We start from the raw sequence: 14642 nt of genomic DNA, 5'->3' as shown, positions 1-14642 counted from the left end.
TGTATAGTTACGGTGGTACTTCATCCCATCAGGTTCTCCCATGGCTCTGTCCCAGCCCTTGGCCGGCGCTCCGGCCCTGTCGCGTGCCCGTCGGTGGGCACTGTTGTTCACCGTCGCCGCCGGCCTGCTGCTGGTCACGCTGGATAACTCGGTGCTCTACACCGCACTGCCCACACTGACTGGGGAACTCTCGGCCAGCGCCGGCCAGGCGCTGTGGATCATCAATGCCTATCCACTGGTAATGGCCGGCCTGCTGCTGGGGGCGGGCACGCTGGGCGACCGCATCGGCCACCGCCGCATGTTCCTGATCGGCCTGGTGGTGTTCGGCGTCGCCTCGCTGGCAGCGGCGTTCGCCGACTCCGCAGCACAGCTGATTGCCGCACGTGCGTTGCTGGCGGTCGGCGCGGCCGCGATGATGCCGGCCACGCTGGCGCTGATCGGCCTGAGCTTCCACGAAGAGCGCGAACGCAACATCGCCATCGCCATTTGGGGTTCGGTGGCCATCGTCGGTGCGGCGCTCGGCCCGATCATTGGCGGCTGGCTGCTGCAGCATTTCTGGTGGGGCTCGGTGTTCCTGATCAACGTGCCGGTGGCGGTGGTCGCCTTCGTGGCCACGCTGCTGCTGGCGCCGGAAGGACAGCGCGACACCTCGCGGCCGTGGGATCTGGTTTCGTCGCTGCTGGCATTGACGGCACTGTCCGGCCTGGTGCTGGCGATCAAGTCGCTGATCGCTACGCCGCCGTCGTATGCGCTGGGCGCGGGCGCGCTGCTGTTGGCTCTCACCAGCGGCGCAGCGTTCGCACGCCGCCAGCAGCAGCTGCCGTACCCGCTGCTGGACTTCGCTATCTTCCGTAATCCGGCGTTCCTGGCCGGCACGCTTTCGGCGGTGTTCACCCTGTTCGCGATGGCCGGCCTGCAGCTGGTCACCACGCAGCGCTTCCAGCTGGTGGCAGGTTTCACGCCGCTGCAGGCGGGCCTGCTGGTGTCGGTGGCGGCGCTGGGCAGCCTGCCCAGTGCGCTGCTGGGCGGCAGCATCCTGCACCGGGTGGGCCTGCGCCCATTGATCTGCGGTGGCCTGGCTACGGGCGCGCTGGGCGTCGGCCTGGTGGCGTTCGGCTTCCCGCACGGCCTCGGTTGGGTGATCGCCGGCATGGCGATCACCGGCTTCGGCATGGGTTCGGCCATCTCGGTGGCGTCCACGGCCATCCTCAACAACGTGCCGACGCACCGCGCGGGCATGGCGTCTTCCGTGGAAGAAGTGTCCTACGAGTTAGGTGGCCTGCTGGCGGTGGCGATGCTGGGCAGCCTGAGCGCGGCGATGTACAGCGTGTTCCTGCCGGTCTCGGCCGATATGCCCGCGCTTGCCCGCGAGGGTTTCACCCAGGCGCTGCATGCCGCGCGCGAGAGCGGGCAGGGTGATTGGTTCGCACTGGCTGCGGCGGCATATGACCGTGGCTACCAGAGCGTGCTGCTGGTGATCACGGCGGTACTGGCGCTGGGCGCGACGATCCTGGCGCACCTGCTGCGTGGCCGGGCCGGCAGCCGTGAGGGCGCGGCCGATCGCGTAAAATGACGCCATGAGAACCAGCAAGCGCGACCGCATCCTCGACGCCGCCGTCAACGTGATCAATCGTGACGGCGTGCGTGCGGTGACCTTCGAGTCGGTGGCGGCCGAGGCCAGGCTGACCCGCGGCGGCCTGCTGTACCACTTTCCCTCGCGCGAGGCGCTGCTGCGCGGGATCGACGAGTACCTGGCGCAGGCCTGGGAGGCGTCCATGGAAACGCTGCTGGGCAAGCGTGCGGACGAAGCCTCGGCGCTGGAGCGTTACCAGACCTTCGTGCGCGTGTCGGCCCAGAGCGCCACCCGTGCCGAACTGATGTTCATGCTCGAATCGGCCGACCCGGAGGCGGGTGAGCGTCCGTGGGGCCCGGCGGTTCAGCGCTGGGCACCGTCCGCGCCGCAGGCCGGGAATGTGGATCCGACGACGCTCGACAATTTCGTGGCGCGCCTGGCGGCCGACGGCCTGTGGATCTACGAGGCGATGTACGAAGGGCAGCTGGATGAAGGCGTACGTGCCCAGGTGGCCGAGCGCATCGCCGGGCTGCTGGCAAAGTCTGACGGCACGTCCAGTTGAGCGGCCAGCCGGCGCGCCGACATCGCCCGTGGTAGAGCCGACCGCGGGTCGGCAGCCCTTCGGTCAGGCCACGGAAATGCCGCTTCGATCGCCCGTGGTAGAGCCGACCGCTGGTCGGCTGCCCTTCGGTCAGACAACGAAAATCCCGCGCGTCGCGCGATAGTCGACCAGCGGCCGACTCCACCCCTCACCCATTTACCGAGCCTGCGTGGCGCTCGCGGCCAGCCACGCCCTGGGCGATGCCCCCAGCCGCTTGCGGAACGCCTTCGACAACGACGCGGTATCGGCAAACCCCACCTCGACCGCTACCTGCTTGACCGCCACGCCGGCCCGCAGCTGCGCGCAGGCCAGGCTCAGCCGCCAGTCCAGCAGATAAGCGGCCGGCGTCGCCTGCATCACCTCCTTGAACACTGCCGCGAATGCGCTGCGCGACATGCCGGCGGTCGCGGCCATCCGGGGCAGCGTCCATTCGTCCTGCGGTGCCTGGTGCATCGCCACCAGCGTGCGTGCCAGCCTCGCGTCGGACAGCCCGCGCATCAGTCCGTGACTGACGCCCGCTGCATCCGGGTGGTCGACCACCCAGCGCAGGATCTGGATCAGCGCCACCTCGAACAGGCGATTGGTCAGCAGCCGTGAACCGCAGCGCTGGCGATCGGCCTCGGCAAACAGCAGCTGCAGGGTGTCATCCAGTTCGCCGATGGCCGCCAGCGGTACTACCATCACCGGTGGCAGCGACTGCACGATCGGATTGCGCGCACCGCCATCGAAATCCAGCGTGGCGCAGGTGAAATCCGGGCCATCCAGCGGCGCGTTGAAGAACACATGGTGCAGCGGCTGCGGGTACAGCAGCAGGCTGGGTGTGTCGATCTTCAGCCGGGGCAGCGCGATATCGCCGTCGGGATGGCGGACTTCCATTTCACCCTGGCGCAGGATGTGCAGGAACGCACGACCGGGCTGCGGCTCGAAGACATGCCGCCCGCACAGCGGGCCACTGTAGAACAGCGCCGCCTGCACCCGGAAGCGTTCCAGCAGGCAGGAGAGTCGATCTGGCGCAGGGGCGGCGGCGGGCATGCTCATGGACGTATGGACAACATGTATGGCGAATTACGACTGATGCGTCCGGCGAGTCTACCTAGGATGAGCGGGTCGTCCAATCCCGGGCGCTTTCCCAAGGAGATCCACCATGTCCCGTGTCCCCCTGATCGATGCCGCCAACACCACCGCCGACCGCCAGGCCCTGCTGGGCCAGGTCCACGCCGCTTTCGGCGCCACCCCGGCCATGTTCCGCGCCGTGGCCAACTCGCCGGCCGCCCTGCAGAGCATGTGGGGTTCGTTCGGCGCGCTGGGCGGCGGTCGCCTGTCGCCGCTGCTGGGCGAGCAGATCGCCGTGGCCATCGCCAACCGCAACGCCTGCGAGTACTGCCTGGCCGCGCACACCGCGCTGGGCCGCAAGGCTGGTGCCAGCAGCGAGCAGATGGCGGCCGCGCAGATCGGCCAGTCCAGCGACCCGGCCACTGCGGCGGCGCTCGACTTCGCGTTGAAGGTGGTCGAGCAGCGTGCGCAGATCGCCGACGGCGACGTGCAGGCGCTGCGCGCGGCTGGCTTCGATGATGAGCAGATCGTGGAGATCCTCGCGCATGTGACGCTCAACCTGTTCACCAACTACGTCAACGTGGCGTTCGACGTGCCGGTGGACTTCCCGAAGGTCGCGCTGCGCTGAGTGCAATTGCTCCGGGCAGCAGAGTGCTGCCCGGACCCAGGCCCGCAGCTCAGTGGCTACGCCGGCTGGAAGCTGAAACCGCGTTCGCGCAGCGCTCTGATGTAGCCATTCCCGTCGAACGCATCTGCAATATCGAGCATCGCAAGCGTGGTTGATCTTCCCGCAGTTACGGTTTCCACTGCGCTGAGCCAGGCCTCGCGTCGAAGCGTGTCCAGCTCGTTGCTGCCAGTCGCTGTCACGTGCATATCCATAGGCACGTCATGCCCACACATGCCAAGGGCATTGCCCTGCGCCCAGGCCTTGGACTGAACACGGGCGGTATCGTGAAGGCGACGGAGTCGTTCGACCTGCACCGCAAACCGTGTCGTGTCATCCAGTGCAGGATGCGGTTTACCGCAGTCGTCAGCTGCCGCGATGTCGATAGCCAGTTCAGTGCGCGGCACGAAGTAGCGCGCTCCACCCGCGCGTCCTATCCTGCGCAGCTCCTTGCAGAATGCCTTCGGCGACTCCAGCCGATGCCTGGCCATGACGGCCTTGCGCAGCGCTCTGGCCGCGAAGTGGGGACGCAGGCGTTCCAGCTCGATTGGATCGATTCCGCACTCATTCAATGCCGCTTGCCATTCTGCATGGACGTCCGCCGGCAGAACATCCTTCAGGGTCAGGTTGTCGGGATTGTGGTGGATGGTTTCGGCTTCAGACACCGCGCGGGCCAGTGTGAACAACGCGCTCAGTCCCGAGCCCTCCCATCTGCCGGTGATGTCCACCTTCGGCCGGCCCAGAATGGTGTGCGCAACCGCGGCAATGCGTCCTGCTTCGCCCGTCACGCATCGCATCGATCCGGGTAGCGCGGTGGGGACGGGCAGGATCCACAGGTGGGCCTCTTCACGCCTTGCCTGCCAGAGCGCCGGACCTTCTGCACGGATCGTGGGGGGAGGCAGGGCATCCGTTACCTTGGTTCCGCGGCTTCCGGAAGCCGGCGCACCTGCCAACGTACGGTGCACGGAAACATCAAGGGAAACCGACAGCAGTGAACGTGGTTGCCGGGCAGCCGACATGGGGAACTCCAGAAAGGACCATGATGAGTGTCCTCGATGGTGCGCGGCGCGCCGATTGCTGGCTATCGGACTACGACGATTTCGCCTTGGCTGGGCGAGGGGCCCTGAAGCCGTTGCGGTAGAGTCCACAGTTAATCGACTGCTCGTCCTTCAGATGCCCGGAAACCTCGCGCCACGAGTGATAGTCGACCCTACGCAGCGGAGATTACCGGTCGTCCGCCTGCAACCGGTCCGGATGGGTATACACATTGAACCCGCTCTCCCGCGCGAACCCGACCAGGCACAGGCCGGCACTGCGGGCCAGGTCGATCGCCAGCGCGGTCGGCGCCGACACTGCCGCCAGCACGCTGGCGCCGGCGCGCACCGCCTTGCTGACCATTTCGTAGCTGGCCCGGCTCGAAATCACCAGCAGGCCGCCTTCGATGGCGTGTTCGTTGTGGTGCAGCGCACCGATCAGCTTGTCCAGTGCATTGTGGCGGCCGACGTCCTCGCGTACCCAGCCGATGCGCCCACTGGCGTCGGCCCAGGCCGCGGCGTGGATCGAGCCGCTTGCCGCATTCATCGGCTGGTGCTGCGCCAAGGTGGCCAACGCCCGCTGCAGGGCCGTGGCGGAATAGCTGCGGCGCTCGCGGATCTGCGGCAGTGGGCGCAGCACTTCTTCCAGCTGGCGCGTGCCGCACAGGCCACAGCCACCACGGCCGGGCAGCAGGCGCCCCTTGTCGGGGTCGAGGTTTGCGCCGGGCGCAGCCTCGTCCACGGTCATCTGCAGCTCGATGCCTTCCAGCTGTGGGTGGATATCGATCGACAGCAGCTGCGAGGGCGCGCTGATCAGGCCTTCGCTGAGCGAAAATCCGAGTGCGAAGTCCTCCAGATCACAGGGTGTGGCCATCATCACGGCAAAGGCGGCATCGTTGTAGCGCAGCGCCACCGGCACTTCCTCGGCCACCACGTCGACCCGCTGCTGTTGCGTGCCGCCGCGCCAGCGCTGCAACGGGCGTTGGGCGGTGCCGGCAGGCGGGGTGTGCGGCGGGATCGAATCAGGCATGCAGCGCGTCCGGACAAGGGAGAAACGCGGGCGGGCCACCGCCTGCGGTTTCGAGGATAGCGCAGTGGTCGCGCGCAGACGCGGCTGTAACCGTTGCCATGGCAGGTTGTGCTGAAATCAGCCTGTGCCCTCTGGCGAAGCGCCGTGGGCCGTGCTTGACTGTGCGGCTGGCCGTGCCACTGAATGCACCGCCGGACCGCGTTGTGCCGTTCGTTGCTGCGTTCCTTCCGCCAGGTTCCCGAACATGTCCGAGCAGAAACCGCCGCGTTACAAGCCCTACAACCAGCCCGCCGGAGGCTGGGGTGCCGCCGGCGCCACGGCCAAGGTGCTGCTGCAGCAGAGTGTGATCGGCAAGGGGTCGAAGGCATTGCTGGCGATGAACCAGCCCGGTGGCTTCAAGTGCCCCAGCTGTGCGTTCCCCGATGCCGACGAACGCAGGAAGCTGGAGTTCTGCGAGAACGGCGCGAAGGCACTGGCCTGGGAAGCTACGGAGTTCCGGTCCGGCCGCGAGTTGTTCGCCCGGCACACCGTGACCGAACTGATGGCGCAGACCGACTACTGGCTGGAGATGCAGGGCCGGCTGACCGAGCCGATGCGCTACGACGCAGCCACCGACCACTATGTGCCGTGCAGCTGGGAAGATGCCTTCGCACTGATCGGTCGCCACCTGCAGGCGCTGGACAGTCCTCACCAGGCCGAGTTCTACACCTCCGGGCGCACGCCCAACGAAGCGGCGTTCCTGTATTCGATCTTCGTGCGCGAGTTCGGCACCAATAATTTCCCGGACTGCTCGAACATGTGCCACGAGCCGACCAGCCGCGGGCTGCCGCCGGCCATCGGGGTGGGCAAGGGCACCATCGTGCTGCAGGATTTCGAGCACGCCGAGGCCATCTTCGTGATTGGCCAGAACACCGGCACCAATTCGCCGCGGATGATGAGCAACCTGGTCGAAGCACGCAAACGCGGCATCCCGATCGTGGCGGTCAATCCCATGCCCGAGCGCGCGCTGATCCGCTTTGCCGAGCCGCAGGACGTGGTGCAGATGGCCACGTTCGGCTCGACCGCGATCACCAGCGAGTTCGTGCACATCCGCATCGGCGGCGACCTGGCCCTGATCAAGGGCATGATGAAGGTGATGTTCGAGCGTGAGGCACAGGGCGAGCGCGTGCTCGACCATGATTTCCTGTCGGAACACACGGTGGGCCTGGAGGCGCTGCGCGAAGACGTGATGGCGCAGGACTGGGACCAGATCGTGCAGGTGTCCGGCATCTCGGAGGCGCAGATCCGCCGATGCGCAGAGATCTACATCCGCTCCAACGCCACCGTGATCTGCTACGGCATGGGGCTGACCCAGCACCAGTATGGCTCGCGCCTGCTGCAGCAGGTGGCCAACCTGCTGATGTTGCGCGGCAACTTCGGCAAGCCCGGTGCCGGCATCGGTCCGATCCGCGGACATTCCAATGTGCAGGGCGACCGCACCGTCGGCATCGACGAGAAGCCCAAGCCGGCCTACCTGGACCGCGTGCAGCAGGTGTTCGGCTTCGATCCGCCGCGTGAGCATGGTCACCACGTGGTCGAGGCGATCGAGGCGATGCTGGCGGGCAGCGCCAGGGTTTTCTTCGGCCTGGGGGGCAACTTCATTCATGCGGTGCCCGATACGCCGCGTGCGTACGAGGCGATGCGTGGGCTGGACCTGACCGTGGGCATCGCCACCAAGCTCAATCGAGGTCATCTGGTTCATGGCCGCGATGCGCTGATCCTGCCGGTGGTGGCGCGCTCGGAGCGCATCGTCACGCCGGCCGGCGAGCAGTTCGTCACCATCGAAGACGCGATGTCGAACGTGACCGCCTCACGCGGCGTGCTCGAGCCGGTCAGTGCCGATGTGTTGCCCGAGGTCGAGATCGTCTGCCGCATGGCGATGGCCACACTGCCGCACAGCAAGGTCGACTGGATGCGCTGCATGCACGACTATGCCTCCATCCGCGCGCTGATCGCTGCCGTGTACCCGGAGATCTACGCCGGCTTCAACGAGCGCATCCAGCAGACTCATGGCTTCCACCTGGACATTCCGCCGCGCCGCCGGGTGTGGCCCACGCCCAACGGCAAGGCCAACATCCTGGTGATGCCCGGCCTGGACGTGGACGATCCGGTGCACGATCCGGACATGTTGCGGTTGGCCACCGTGCGCTCGCATGATCAGTACAACACCACCATCTACAGCTACAACGATCGCTATCGCGGCGTGTACAACGATCGCATGGTGCTGTTCATGAACATCGAGGACCGGCTGGCGCGCGGGCTGGAGAAGGAGGCGCTGGTCAGCCTGGAGACGATCAGCGGCGATGGCGTGCAGCGCCGCATCGAGGGCCTGACGGTGCTGGACTACCCGATGCCGCGCGGCGCGCTGGCCGGTTACTACCCGGAACTGAATCCGTTGCTGCCGCTGGACTACTACGACCGGATCAGCGGCACACCCGCAGCGAAGTCGATCCCGGTGCGGATGCGGGCGATGGCGGCGGCGATTGCGTGACGCGCATCGGCTATCATCGGCGGGTGAACCTGCCTGACCTGCTGCTGCGATGGATGCTGCTCGTTGCCCTGGTGCTGAATGCACCGGCGCTGGCGCTTGCCTCGTCTTCGTACGGCGGGTCGGGCAACCAGGATCACTGCGCTGCACCGCACGCGGCTGCGCTGGCGGCAGCCGGCTGCTGCGATGATGCGGCCCGGGCGGCCTGCCAGAGCGGTGAGTGCGAATGCCCGCCGGCCTGCCTTGGCATGCTGGCCACGTTGAGCGGAACGCCCGCCTCGCCGTGGCGCGAGGCACCTGTAGCCGCGCGCTCCCAGCAACGCGCATCGCCGCCGATGCCGGACCCGTTGCGTCCCCCCATCGTGTGATGTCCTGCAGGCGCTCAAGCGCCTGCCATGACTGTTCGACTTTTTCTCGCCTCTGCCTGCGCCTTCGATGCGCGGGCGGCGGGCCGCGTTGTCCGCCTCTGCAAAGGAATTACTCAATGAACCGCACTCTCTCCCTCGGCCTGCTGCTGGGCACCGTGCTGACCACGACTGCCTGTGCACGTGCCGCCGAAGAATCCGCCGCCGCACCGATCGCCAGCGCAGCACCGGTGGCACCGATCCAGGCCGGCCCGGCCAAGGTCGATCCGGTCTTGCCGGTGGCCATCGTGCACAAGACTGCCAGCTGTAGCTGCTGTGGCATCTGGGTCGACCACCTGAAGGCCGCCGGCTTCCAGGTCGAGGTGCGCGACACCGATGACATGAATCCGATCAAGGTTCGCCTGGGCGTGCCGGTCGGCAAGGCCTCCTGCCATACCGCCGAGATCGGCGGGTATGTGGTCGAGGGCCACATCCCGGCCGAGGACATCAAGCGCCTGCTGGCCGAACGCCCGGCCGCGCGCGGGCTGGTACTGCCCGGCATGCCGGCCGGTTCGCCGGGCATGGAAATGCCGGATGGCTACGTGCAGCCGTACACCGTCGAGCTGGTGCGCAACGACGGCAGCACCGAGCCGTTTGCCCAGCACGGGCAGGGTGGCTGATTGACGGCGGGTGCCGGTCGTTCTGACCGGCACTCTTCGACGCATCCTGTGTAGAGCCGAGCCCACGCTCGGCTGTGTTTGGCCGGCAAGCCGAGCATGGGCTCGGCTCTACAGGATCAGCGTGCCGTGGCCGTTTCCTTGGCCAGCTGCGCGTCGAACTTCTTCTCTGCCGCATCCGCGTAGGCTTTGCAGCTCAGTACCTTCTCGCTGGCGTTGCTGCCAGCAGCATAGTTCCAGTTGCTGGCGCCCGGATGCGGGGTCAGCAACAGGTCGCAGGGCAGGCCGCGCACCGTAGCGAAGCTGCGTCGGTAGTCCTCGACCAGGCGGGGATAGCGGACATTGCCCTGCAGCTGGTAGCCCGGCGCGCTCAGGCTGTCGGCATAGGCGATGCGCACCGGCTTGCCATCGCGCGTATCGGTCCAGGTCCAGGCGGTGCTGCCCGGGGTGTGCCCGGGCATGAAGTGGGCGGTGAACTCGATGCCACCCACCGTGACCACTTCGCCATCCATGATGATGCGGTCGGTGCTGGCCGGCGGAAAGGTGATGCTGTCGCCAAAGTGCAGGTCGTTGCTGCCGCCGCGCGCCAGCAGCACCGCTGATTCGGCGTTGGCTACCACCATCGCACCGGTACGGCGCTTCAGTTCTGCCACCGGGCCCGCATGGTCGGCATGCGCATGGCTGAGCAGGATCAAGCGCAGGTCCTGCGGCGCCACGTCGCGCACCTTCATGTTGCTGATGAGGTGGCTGGCCATCTGCGGCATGCCGCCGTCGAGCAGCACCGCGCCGTCGGCGGTCTGCACCAGTAGCGCGGTCAGGTCCTCAGTGCCGATCTGCCAGGTATGGTCGGCGATCTGCAGCGGCGCCATCGGCTGCAGCCAGGATGGGTCTACGGTGTAGGCCTGCAGCTGTGGCAGCGGTGTGTCGGCGGCAGTGACATCAAAGGCAAGTGTGGCAGTCAGGGCAAGGGTCGTCAGGCAACGGCGCATGGCGGAGAGGGGTCTGGATAGGGTCGGATGAAGCTAGCACGTACCCTGGACGGCCCGTTTCGCGAATAACTCATGGCTGCCATAAGGTCGCCGCAGCCGATGCCGGGATTGTTCGCTTGCTCTGGACTGTGAATCCATCTCCACGGGCTGTTGCGCACAATCGGCCGGGGCTAGCCTGTTCCCAGGCTCAAGGAGGTGGACCATGCATGTGCTCATGGTGATGCTCGGCGGCGTGCTCCTGCTGGGCGTGTTCCTGCTGTTTGGCCGTCTCTGGAGCGTGGGCACCTCGCAGCTGCCCACGGCGCTGATCGCCTTCATCGCTACCTGGCTGCTGGTGGCCGTGGCCAACATGTGGGTGGGGGTCAGCAAGGCCGGTTACGCGGTACGCGAGGAGTTGCCGATCCTGTTGCTGGTGTTTGCCGCGCCGGCGTTGCTGGCCGGTTTCCTGTACTGGCGCTTGGCGCGCTGAAGGAGTTCCATGCGTACCCGACTGCGCTTGCCCGCGCTTCGCCACCGCGACGGCCACCATGCCCGCGTGACCTACGAAGAACTGTTCTTCGATCTGGTCTACGTATTCGCGGTCACCCAGCTCAGCCACCATCTGCTGCACCACCTGGACCTGGCCGGTGTACTGCAGACGCTGGTGCTGTGGTTCGCGGTCTGGCTCGGCTGGCAGTACGCGTGCTGGGTCAGCAACTGGTTCGACCCGGAGGCGCCGCGCATCCGCGGCCTGCTGTTCGCCACCATGCTGCTGGCGTTGTTGATGTCCTCGTCCATTCCCGAGGCGTTTGCCGATCGTGCGTGGATCTTCGCCGGGGCGTACGCCACGATGCAGGTCGGACGCACCGCGTTCGTGCTGCTGGAGGTCGGCCGGAGCCATCCGTTGGCACCGAACTTCCGCCGCATGCTGGCCTGGGTCAGCGTGTCGGCCTGCCTCTGGCTGGCCGGCGCGGCGGCCGAGGGCAACCTCCGCCTGGCATTGTGGGCGGTGGCGGTGGCCTGCGAATACATCTCGCCGATGTTCGGCTTCGCGTTCCCGGGCATGGGTCGTTCGCACACCCGCGACTGGACTATCGAGGGGGGGCACCTGGCCGAACGCTGCCAGTTGTTCGTCATCGTCGCACTGGGCGAGACGTTGCTGGCCACCGGTGGCGTGCTCAGCGACGTCGAGCATTGGAGCCTGGAAGTGGTTTCAGCGGTGTTGGCCACCTTCGCCGGCACGATTGCCATGTGGTGGCTGTACTTCGGCATCTCCAGCCGCGATGCCACAGAGGCCATCACCCACGCCGAAGACCCCGGACGGATGGGCGCCAACTTCCACTACGTGCATGCATTGCTGATCGCCGGCATCATCGCCACGGCGGTGGGCAATGATCTGGTCATGGACCATCCGGGGGTGGCCGTCACCACGGTTTACGCCAGCGTGATGGTGGCAGGCCCGCTGATCTATCTGCTGGGCAGTGCCTCGTACAAACGCGTGGTCTATGGGCACGCGCCGCGCTCGCATCTGCTGGGCGCGGTGGCGCTGCTGGTGCTGGGGCTGATGCTACCGCACGTGCACCTGCTGGCCGCCGGATGGCTGACCAGCCTGGTGCTGCTGGGCGTGGGGCTGCTGGATACGCGATTGAAGCGCCGCTTGCAGCGGGCGTGACCCGTTGGGTCCGCCCACTGCTTCAGCCTCCACGGAGCGCGAGCGCAGCGCAGTGCCTGAGGGTCGACGCTACCGCCTCCGGCCAGCACGCGGATTGCTGGCAGGCCAGGTAAGCGCTGCGGCCATCACTGCAAGCTTGCCGATTGTGTTCATATTGCGGGCGGTGCCGTGCTGGGCATAGGGCACCCGCAAGCGCGAGTCGGCCATGCCGGCACCGTAGTGGATGAAGATCTCGCGCGTGCCGAGTGCAAGCTGTTCGTCGCGCCGGCCGGTCACGCCGTCCAGCGGATCGGCAGGCAGGCTGCCGTCGAGGAACAGGGCGACCACACGGTTGCCGGCCGCCTGTGCAAACGGGTTGCGTGCCACCACACCGGCAATCTCGTTGGCCGTGCGCACCAGCACGCCCACCGGCTTGCCGGCATAGGCCTGGAGCCGCTGGCCGAGGGCCTGGCGCACGCCTGCTTCGTCGAGCGAGCTGCGCAACACCACGTTGCCGCTGGCGATGTACGTGCGGACATCGGCGAAGCCTGCGTCCTCGCACATTGCCACCAGTTCGCGCATCGGCAGCTTGCCGGTGCCGCCGACATTGACCGCGCGCAGCAGCGCGACGTGGACGTTCATGGCGTACCCGCCTGCAGGCGGTCGTACATGCGCACCAGGTCGACCAGGGTGCGTGCGCCCATCTTGCGCATCACCTGCGCACGGCGCACCTTCACCGTGATCTCGCTGACGCCGAGATCAGCGGCGATCTGCTTGTTGAGGCGGCCGCGCACCACGCCATCGACCACCTCGCGCTCGCCGGCATTGAGGGTGTGCCAACGCAGCTGTAGCGCGCCGAGCGCCTTGTCCTCGCGGCGGCGCTGGCGGTCGATCTCGATGCCCTTGTGGATGGCATCGAGCAGCTCCTGGTCACGGAAGGGCTTGGTCAGGAATTCGATGGCGCCACCCTTGATCGCGTTGACACCCATCGCGATGTCGCCGTGGCCGGTGATGAACACCACCGGAAGCTGCAGGCCGTGGTTGCCCATCGTGCGATGGAATTCAAGACCGCTCTGGCCGGGCATTCGCACGTCCAGCACGAGACATGCCGGTGCGTCTTCCAGCGCGTGTTCGAGGAGGGCCTGGGTGGAGGCGAAGGCCCGCACCTGCAGGCCCATCGAGGCCAGCAGGTCTTCCAGTGCCGCGCGCACCGACGGATCGTCGTCGACCACATAGACGATGGGTGCCGGATCGGGATTGGCGGCAGTCGGCTTACGCATGGTGGGCGTCCGTGGCAATGGGCAGGTCGAACACAAAGCAGGCACCGCCGCCTGCCGGTCGTTCGGCACGGATCTGGCCGTCGTTGGCTTCGATCATCGAGCGGCTCAGGCTGAGACCCAGCCCCAGACCGTGCGACTTGGTGGTCCAGAAGGCATCGAAGACGCGTTCGGGATGGTCGGCGGGCAGGCCGACGCCGCGGTCACGCACACTGAGGCTGATCCGCTGGCCGTTGCGCCGGGTCAGCAGGGACAAGCGTCGGTCGGCGGTGGGCACGGTCTCCATCGCGTCCACCGCATTGAGGATCAGGTTGCCGATCACCTGCTGCACCTGCACGCGATCGGCCTGCACCGGTGGCAGCTCGGTGTCCAGCAGCAGTGCCACGGCCACGCCATGCCGGTCCAGCTCGCTGCGCGACAGCGCCAGCATTTCCTCCACCGCTTCGTTCAGATCGAAGGCGCGTCGCTGCGGTGCCGCGCCCTGGGTCAGGCCGCGGATGCGGGCGATCACGTCACCGGCACGATGTGCATCGGCCAGGATGCGGGCCACGGTCTGCCGCGCCTTGTCCACGTTGGGTGGATCCTGCGCGAGCCAACGCTGGCAGGCTTCGGCGCTGCTGGCGATGGCCGCCAGCGGCTGGTTTACTTCATGCGCGATGGAGGTGGTCAGCTCGCCCACGGTGGAGGCGCGCGCTACCCGCAGCAGGCGGCCCTGTGCTTCCTGCACGGCGGCCTTGGCCGCTTCCATGTTCAGGGCAAGGTAGGTGGTGATACCGATCACCAGCATGCCAATGACCGAATTGACCAGGCCGATGCGGTAGGTGCCGAAGCGGGTCAGGAAGAAGCTCAGCCCGGTCAGCGCGATGCAGGCCAGGGCAAGCGTGATCAACCCGCGTGCGCCCAGCACGCGCGATGCGGCCAGGATGACCGCCGCGTAGAAGCAGGCGGCGGCAACCGCGTAATCGGTGACGGTGTCGATCAGGAAGATCGCCGCCATCACGACGAACAGGGCCAGCAGCACCAGTGGGCGGCGGGGCGACAGCGATGGCATCGGGACGGCTCCCTGGCGTGGGGTGAAAGGATAGCAAAGCCGCCATCGGTGGATGCCGGCCTTGGTCGGCACCGGTCAAAGCGATGCCTGGTAGTGCCGGCCGCTGGCCGGCATCTGCAGCGTGCTTCCGGAGATCATGAGGTTGCCGGCCAGCGGCCGGCACTACCGCAGTGGTGGGCATGCCGAGGCGAT

Annotated in this window: 15 protein-coding genes; 8 read left to right on the top strand and 7 right to left on the bottom strand. The window is 67.2% G+C overall.

What is annotated here, in order from left to right; all coding sequences use genetic code 11:
* The first annotated feature begins 40 nt into the window (after nt 1-40).
* A complete protein-coding gene (locus ACUDTM_RS03600) occupies nt 41-1573 on the top strand; it encodes an MFS transporter (protein ID WP_445391158.1) in 1533 nt (510 codons plus the stop codon).
* 4 nt (nt 1574-1577) lie between these two features.
* Nucleotides 1578-2135, top strand: coding sequence for a TetR/AcrR family transcriptional regulator (locus ACUDTM_RS03595; RefSeq protein WP_445391157.1), 558 nt, complete (start codon nt 1578-1580; stop codon nt 2133-2135).
* Nucleotides 2136-2330: 195 nt separating this feature from the next.
* On the opposite strand, the gene ACUDTM_RS03590 is transcribed toward ACUDTM_RS03595, so the two are convergent.
* Complete coding sequence (locus ACUDTM_RS03590; protein WP_088497546.1) at nt 2331-3212, bottom strand: AraC family transcriptional regulator; 882 nt, start codon at nt 3210-3212, stop codon at nt 2331-2333.
* A gap of 106 nt (nt 3213-3318) precedes the next feature.
* Here ACUDTM_RS03590 and ACUDTM_RS03585 point away from each other — a divergent pair, with 106 nt between their 5' ends.
* On the top strand, nt 3319-3855 hold the full coding sequence (locus ACUDTM_RS03585; protein ID WP_445391156.1) for a carboxymuconolactone decarboxylase family protein: 537 nt from the start codon (nt 3319-3321) through the stop codon (nt 3853-3855).
* Nucleotides 3856-3911: 56 nt separating this feature from the next.
* Here ACUDTM_RS03585 and ACUDTM_RS03580 read toward each other — a convergent pair whose 3' ends face one another.
* Nucleotides 3912-4910: a TraB/GumN family protein gene (locus ACUDTM_RS03580; RefSeq protein ID WP_111007771.1), complete on the bottom strand. Its 999-nt coding sequence runs from the start codon at nt 4908-4910 to the stop codon at nt 3912-3914.
* Between the two features lie 205 nt (nt 4911-5115).
* Nucleotides 5116-5955, bottom strand: coding sequence for a formate dehydrogenase accessory sulfurtransferase FdhD (gene fdhD, locus ACUDTM_RS03575; protein WP_072168795.1), 840 nt, complete (start codon nt 5953-5955; stop codon nt 5116-5118).
* 244 nt (nt 5956-6199) lie between these two features.
* On the opposite strand from fdhD, the gene ACUDTM_RS03570 reads away from it, so the two are divergent.
* The 3 genes from ACUDTM_RS03570 (at nt 6200) to ACUDTM_RS03560 (ending at nt 9506) form a co-directional block, all read left to right on the top strand.
* Complete coding sequence (locus ACUDTM_RS03570; RefSeq protein ID WP_445391155.1) at nt 6200-8485, top strand: FdhF/YdeP family oxidoreductase; 2286 nt, start codon at nt 6200-6202, stop codon at nt 8483-8485.
* 23 nt (nt 8486-8508) lie between these two features.
* Nucleotides 8509-8850, top strand: coding sequence for a hypothetical protein (locus ACUDTM_RS03565; RefSeq protein ID WP_088497595.1), 342 nt, complete (start codon nt 8509-8511; stop codon nt 8848-8850).
* A gap of 116 nt (nt 8851-8966) precedes the next feature.
* Nucleotides 8967-9506: a DUF411 domain-containing protein gene (locus tag ACUDTM_RS03560; RefSeq protein WP_080376956.1), complete on the top strand. Its 540-nt coding sequence runs from the start codon at nt 8967-8969 to the stop codon at nt 9504-9506.
* 116 nt (nt 9507-9622) lie between these two features.
* Here ACUDTM_RS03560 and blaL1 read toward each other — a convergent pair whose 3' ends face one another.
* Nucleotides 9623-10492: a L1 family subclass B3 metallo-beta-lactamase gene (gene blaL1 / locus ACUDTM_RS03555; RefSeq protein WP_088497549.1), complete on the bottom strand. Its 870-nt coding sequence runs from the start codon at nt 10490-10492 to the stop codon at nt 9623-9625.
* 202 nt (nt 10493-10694) lie between these two features.
* Between blaL1 and ACUDTM_RS03550 the strand changes: the two genes are divergently transcribed.
* Complete coding sequence (locus tag ACUDTM_RS03550; RefSeq protein WP_005416705.1) at nt 10695-10961, top strand: hypothetical protein; 267 nt, start codon at nt 10695-10697, stop codon at nt 10959-10961.
* A gap of 9 nt (nt 10962-10970) precedes the next feature.
* Nucleotides 10971-12143 carry a low temperature requirement protein A gene (locus ACUDTM_RS03545; protein ID WP_445391154.1) on the top strand — a complete coding sequence of 391 codons (1173 nt, stop codon included), beginning with the start codon at nt 10971-10973 and terminating at the stop codon, nt 12141-12143.
* Between the two features lie 69 nt (nt 12144-12212).
* On the opposite strand, the gene ACUDTM_RS03540 is transcribed toward ACUDTM_RS03545, so the two are convergent.
* Genes ACUDTM_RS03540 through ACUDTM_RS03530 form a run of 3 tightly spaced genes read right to left on the bottom strand, consistent with a single transcriptional unit; the run spans nt 12213 to nt 14450 of the window.
* A complete protein-coding gene (locus tag ACUDTM_RS03540; protein ID WP_088497551.1) occupies nt 12213-12764 on the bottom strand; it encodes a DUF1697 domain-containing protein in 552 nt (183 codons plus the stop codon).
* Nucleotides 12761-13402, bottom strand: a complete 642-nt coding sequence (locus tag ACUDTM_RS03535; protein ID WP_088497552.1) for a response regulator transcription factor — start codon at nt 13400-13402, stop codon at nt 12761-12763. The genes ACUDTM_RS03540 and ACUDTM_RS03535 overlap by 4 nt, the downstream gene beginning before the upstream one ends.
* Entirely contained in the window at nt 13395-14450 is a 1056-nt protein-coding gene (locus ACUDTM_RS03530) for a sensor histidine kinase (RefSeq protein WP_072168788.1), read from the bottom strand. Before ACUDTM_RS03530 ends, ACUDTM_RS03535 begins: the two co-directional genes overlap by 8 nt.
* Nucleotides 14451-14642 lie beyond the last annotated feature (192 nt).

This window comes from Stenotrophomonas maltophilia group sp. vghtpe118 (genome assembly GCF_052605195.1).
This window is presented reverse-complemented; position numbering and strand designations above follow the sequence as displayed.

Excerpts from the sequence above, each read along its gene's own strand:
- ACUDTM_RS03545 (WP_445391154.1), top strand. The coding sequence starts at position 10,971 with ATGCGTACCCGACTGCGCTTGCCCGCGCTTCGCCACCGCGACGGCCAC.
- ACUDTM_RS03580 (WP_111007771.1), bottom strand. The coding sequence starts at position 4,910 with ATGTCGGCTGCCCGGCAACCACGTTCACTGCTGTCGGTTTCCCTTGAT.
- fdhD (WP_072168795.1), bottom strand. The coding sequence starts at position 5,955 with ATGCCTGATTCGATCCCGCCGCACACCCCGCCTGCCGGCACCGCCCAA.
- ACUDTM_RS03540 (WP_088497551.1), bottom strand. The coding sequence starts at position 12,764 with ATGAACGTCCACGTCGCGCTGCTGCGCGCGGTCAATGTCGGCGGCACC.
- ACUDTM_RS03550 (WP_005416705.1), top strand. The coding sequence starts at position 10,695 with ATGCATGTGCTCATGGTGATGCTCGGCGGCGTGCTCCTGCTGGGCGTG.
- ACUDTM_RS03570 (WP_445391155.1), top strand. The coding sequence starts at position 6,200 with ATGTCCGAGCAGAAACCGCCGCGTTACAAGCCCTACAACCAGCCCGCC.
- ACUDTM_RS03585 (WP_445391156.1), top strand. The coding sequence starts at position 3,319 with ATGTCCCGTGTCCCCCTGATCGATGCCGCCAACACCACCGCCGACCGC.
- ACUDTM_RS03600 (WP_445391158.1), top strand. The coding sequence starts at position 41 with ATGGCTCTGTCCCAGCCCTTGGCCGGCGCTCCGGCCCTGTCGCGTGCC.
- ACUDTM_RS03535 (WP_088497552.1), bottom strand. The coding sequence starts at position 13,402 with ATGCGTAAGCCGACTGCCGCCAATCCCGATCCGGCACCCATCGTCTAT.
- blaL1 (WP_088497549.1), bottom strand. The coding sequence starts at position 10,492 with ATGCGCCGTTGCCTGACGACCCTTGCCCTGACTGCCACACTTGCCTTT.
- ACUDTM_RS03560 (WP_080376956.1), top strand. The coding sequence starts at position 8,967 with ATGAACCGCACTCTCTCCCTCGGCCTGCTGCTGGGCACCGTGCTGACC.
- ACUDTM_RS03590 (WP_088497546.1), bottom strand. The coding sequence starts at position 3,212 with ATGAGCATGCCCGCCGCCGCCCCTGCGCCAGATCGACTCTCCTGCCTG.
- ACUDTM_RS03595 (WP_445391157.1), top strand. The coding sequence starts at position 1,578 with ATGAGAACCAGCAAGCGCGACCGCATCCTCGACGCCGCCGTCAACGTG.
- ACUDTM_RS03530 (WP_072168788.1), bottom strand. The coding sequence starts at position 14,450 with ATGCCATCGCTGTCGCCCCGCCGCCCACTGGTGCTGCTGGCCCTGTTC.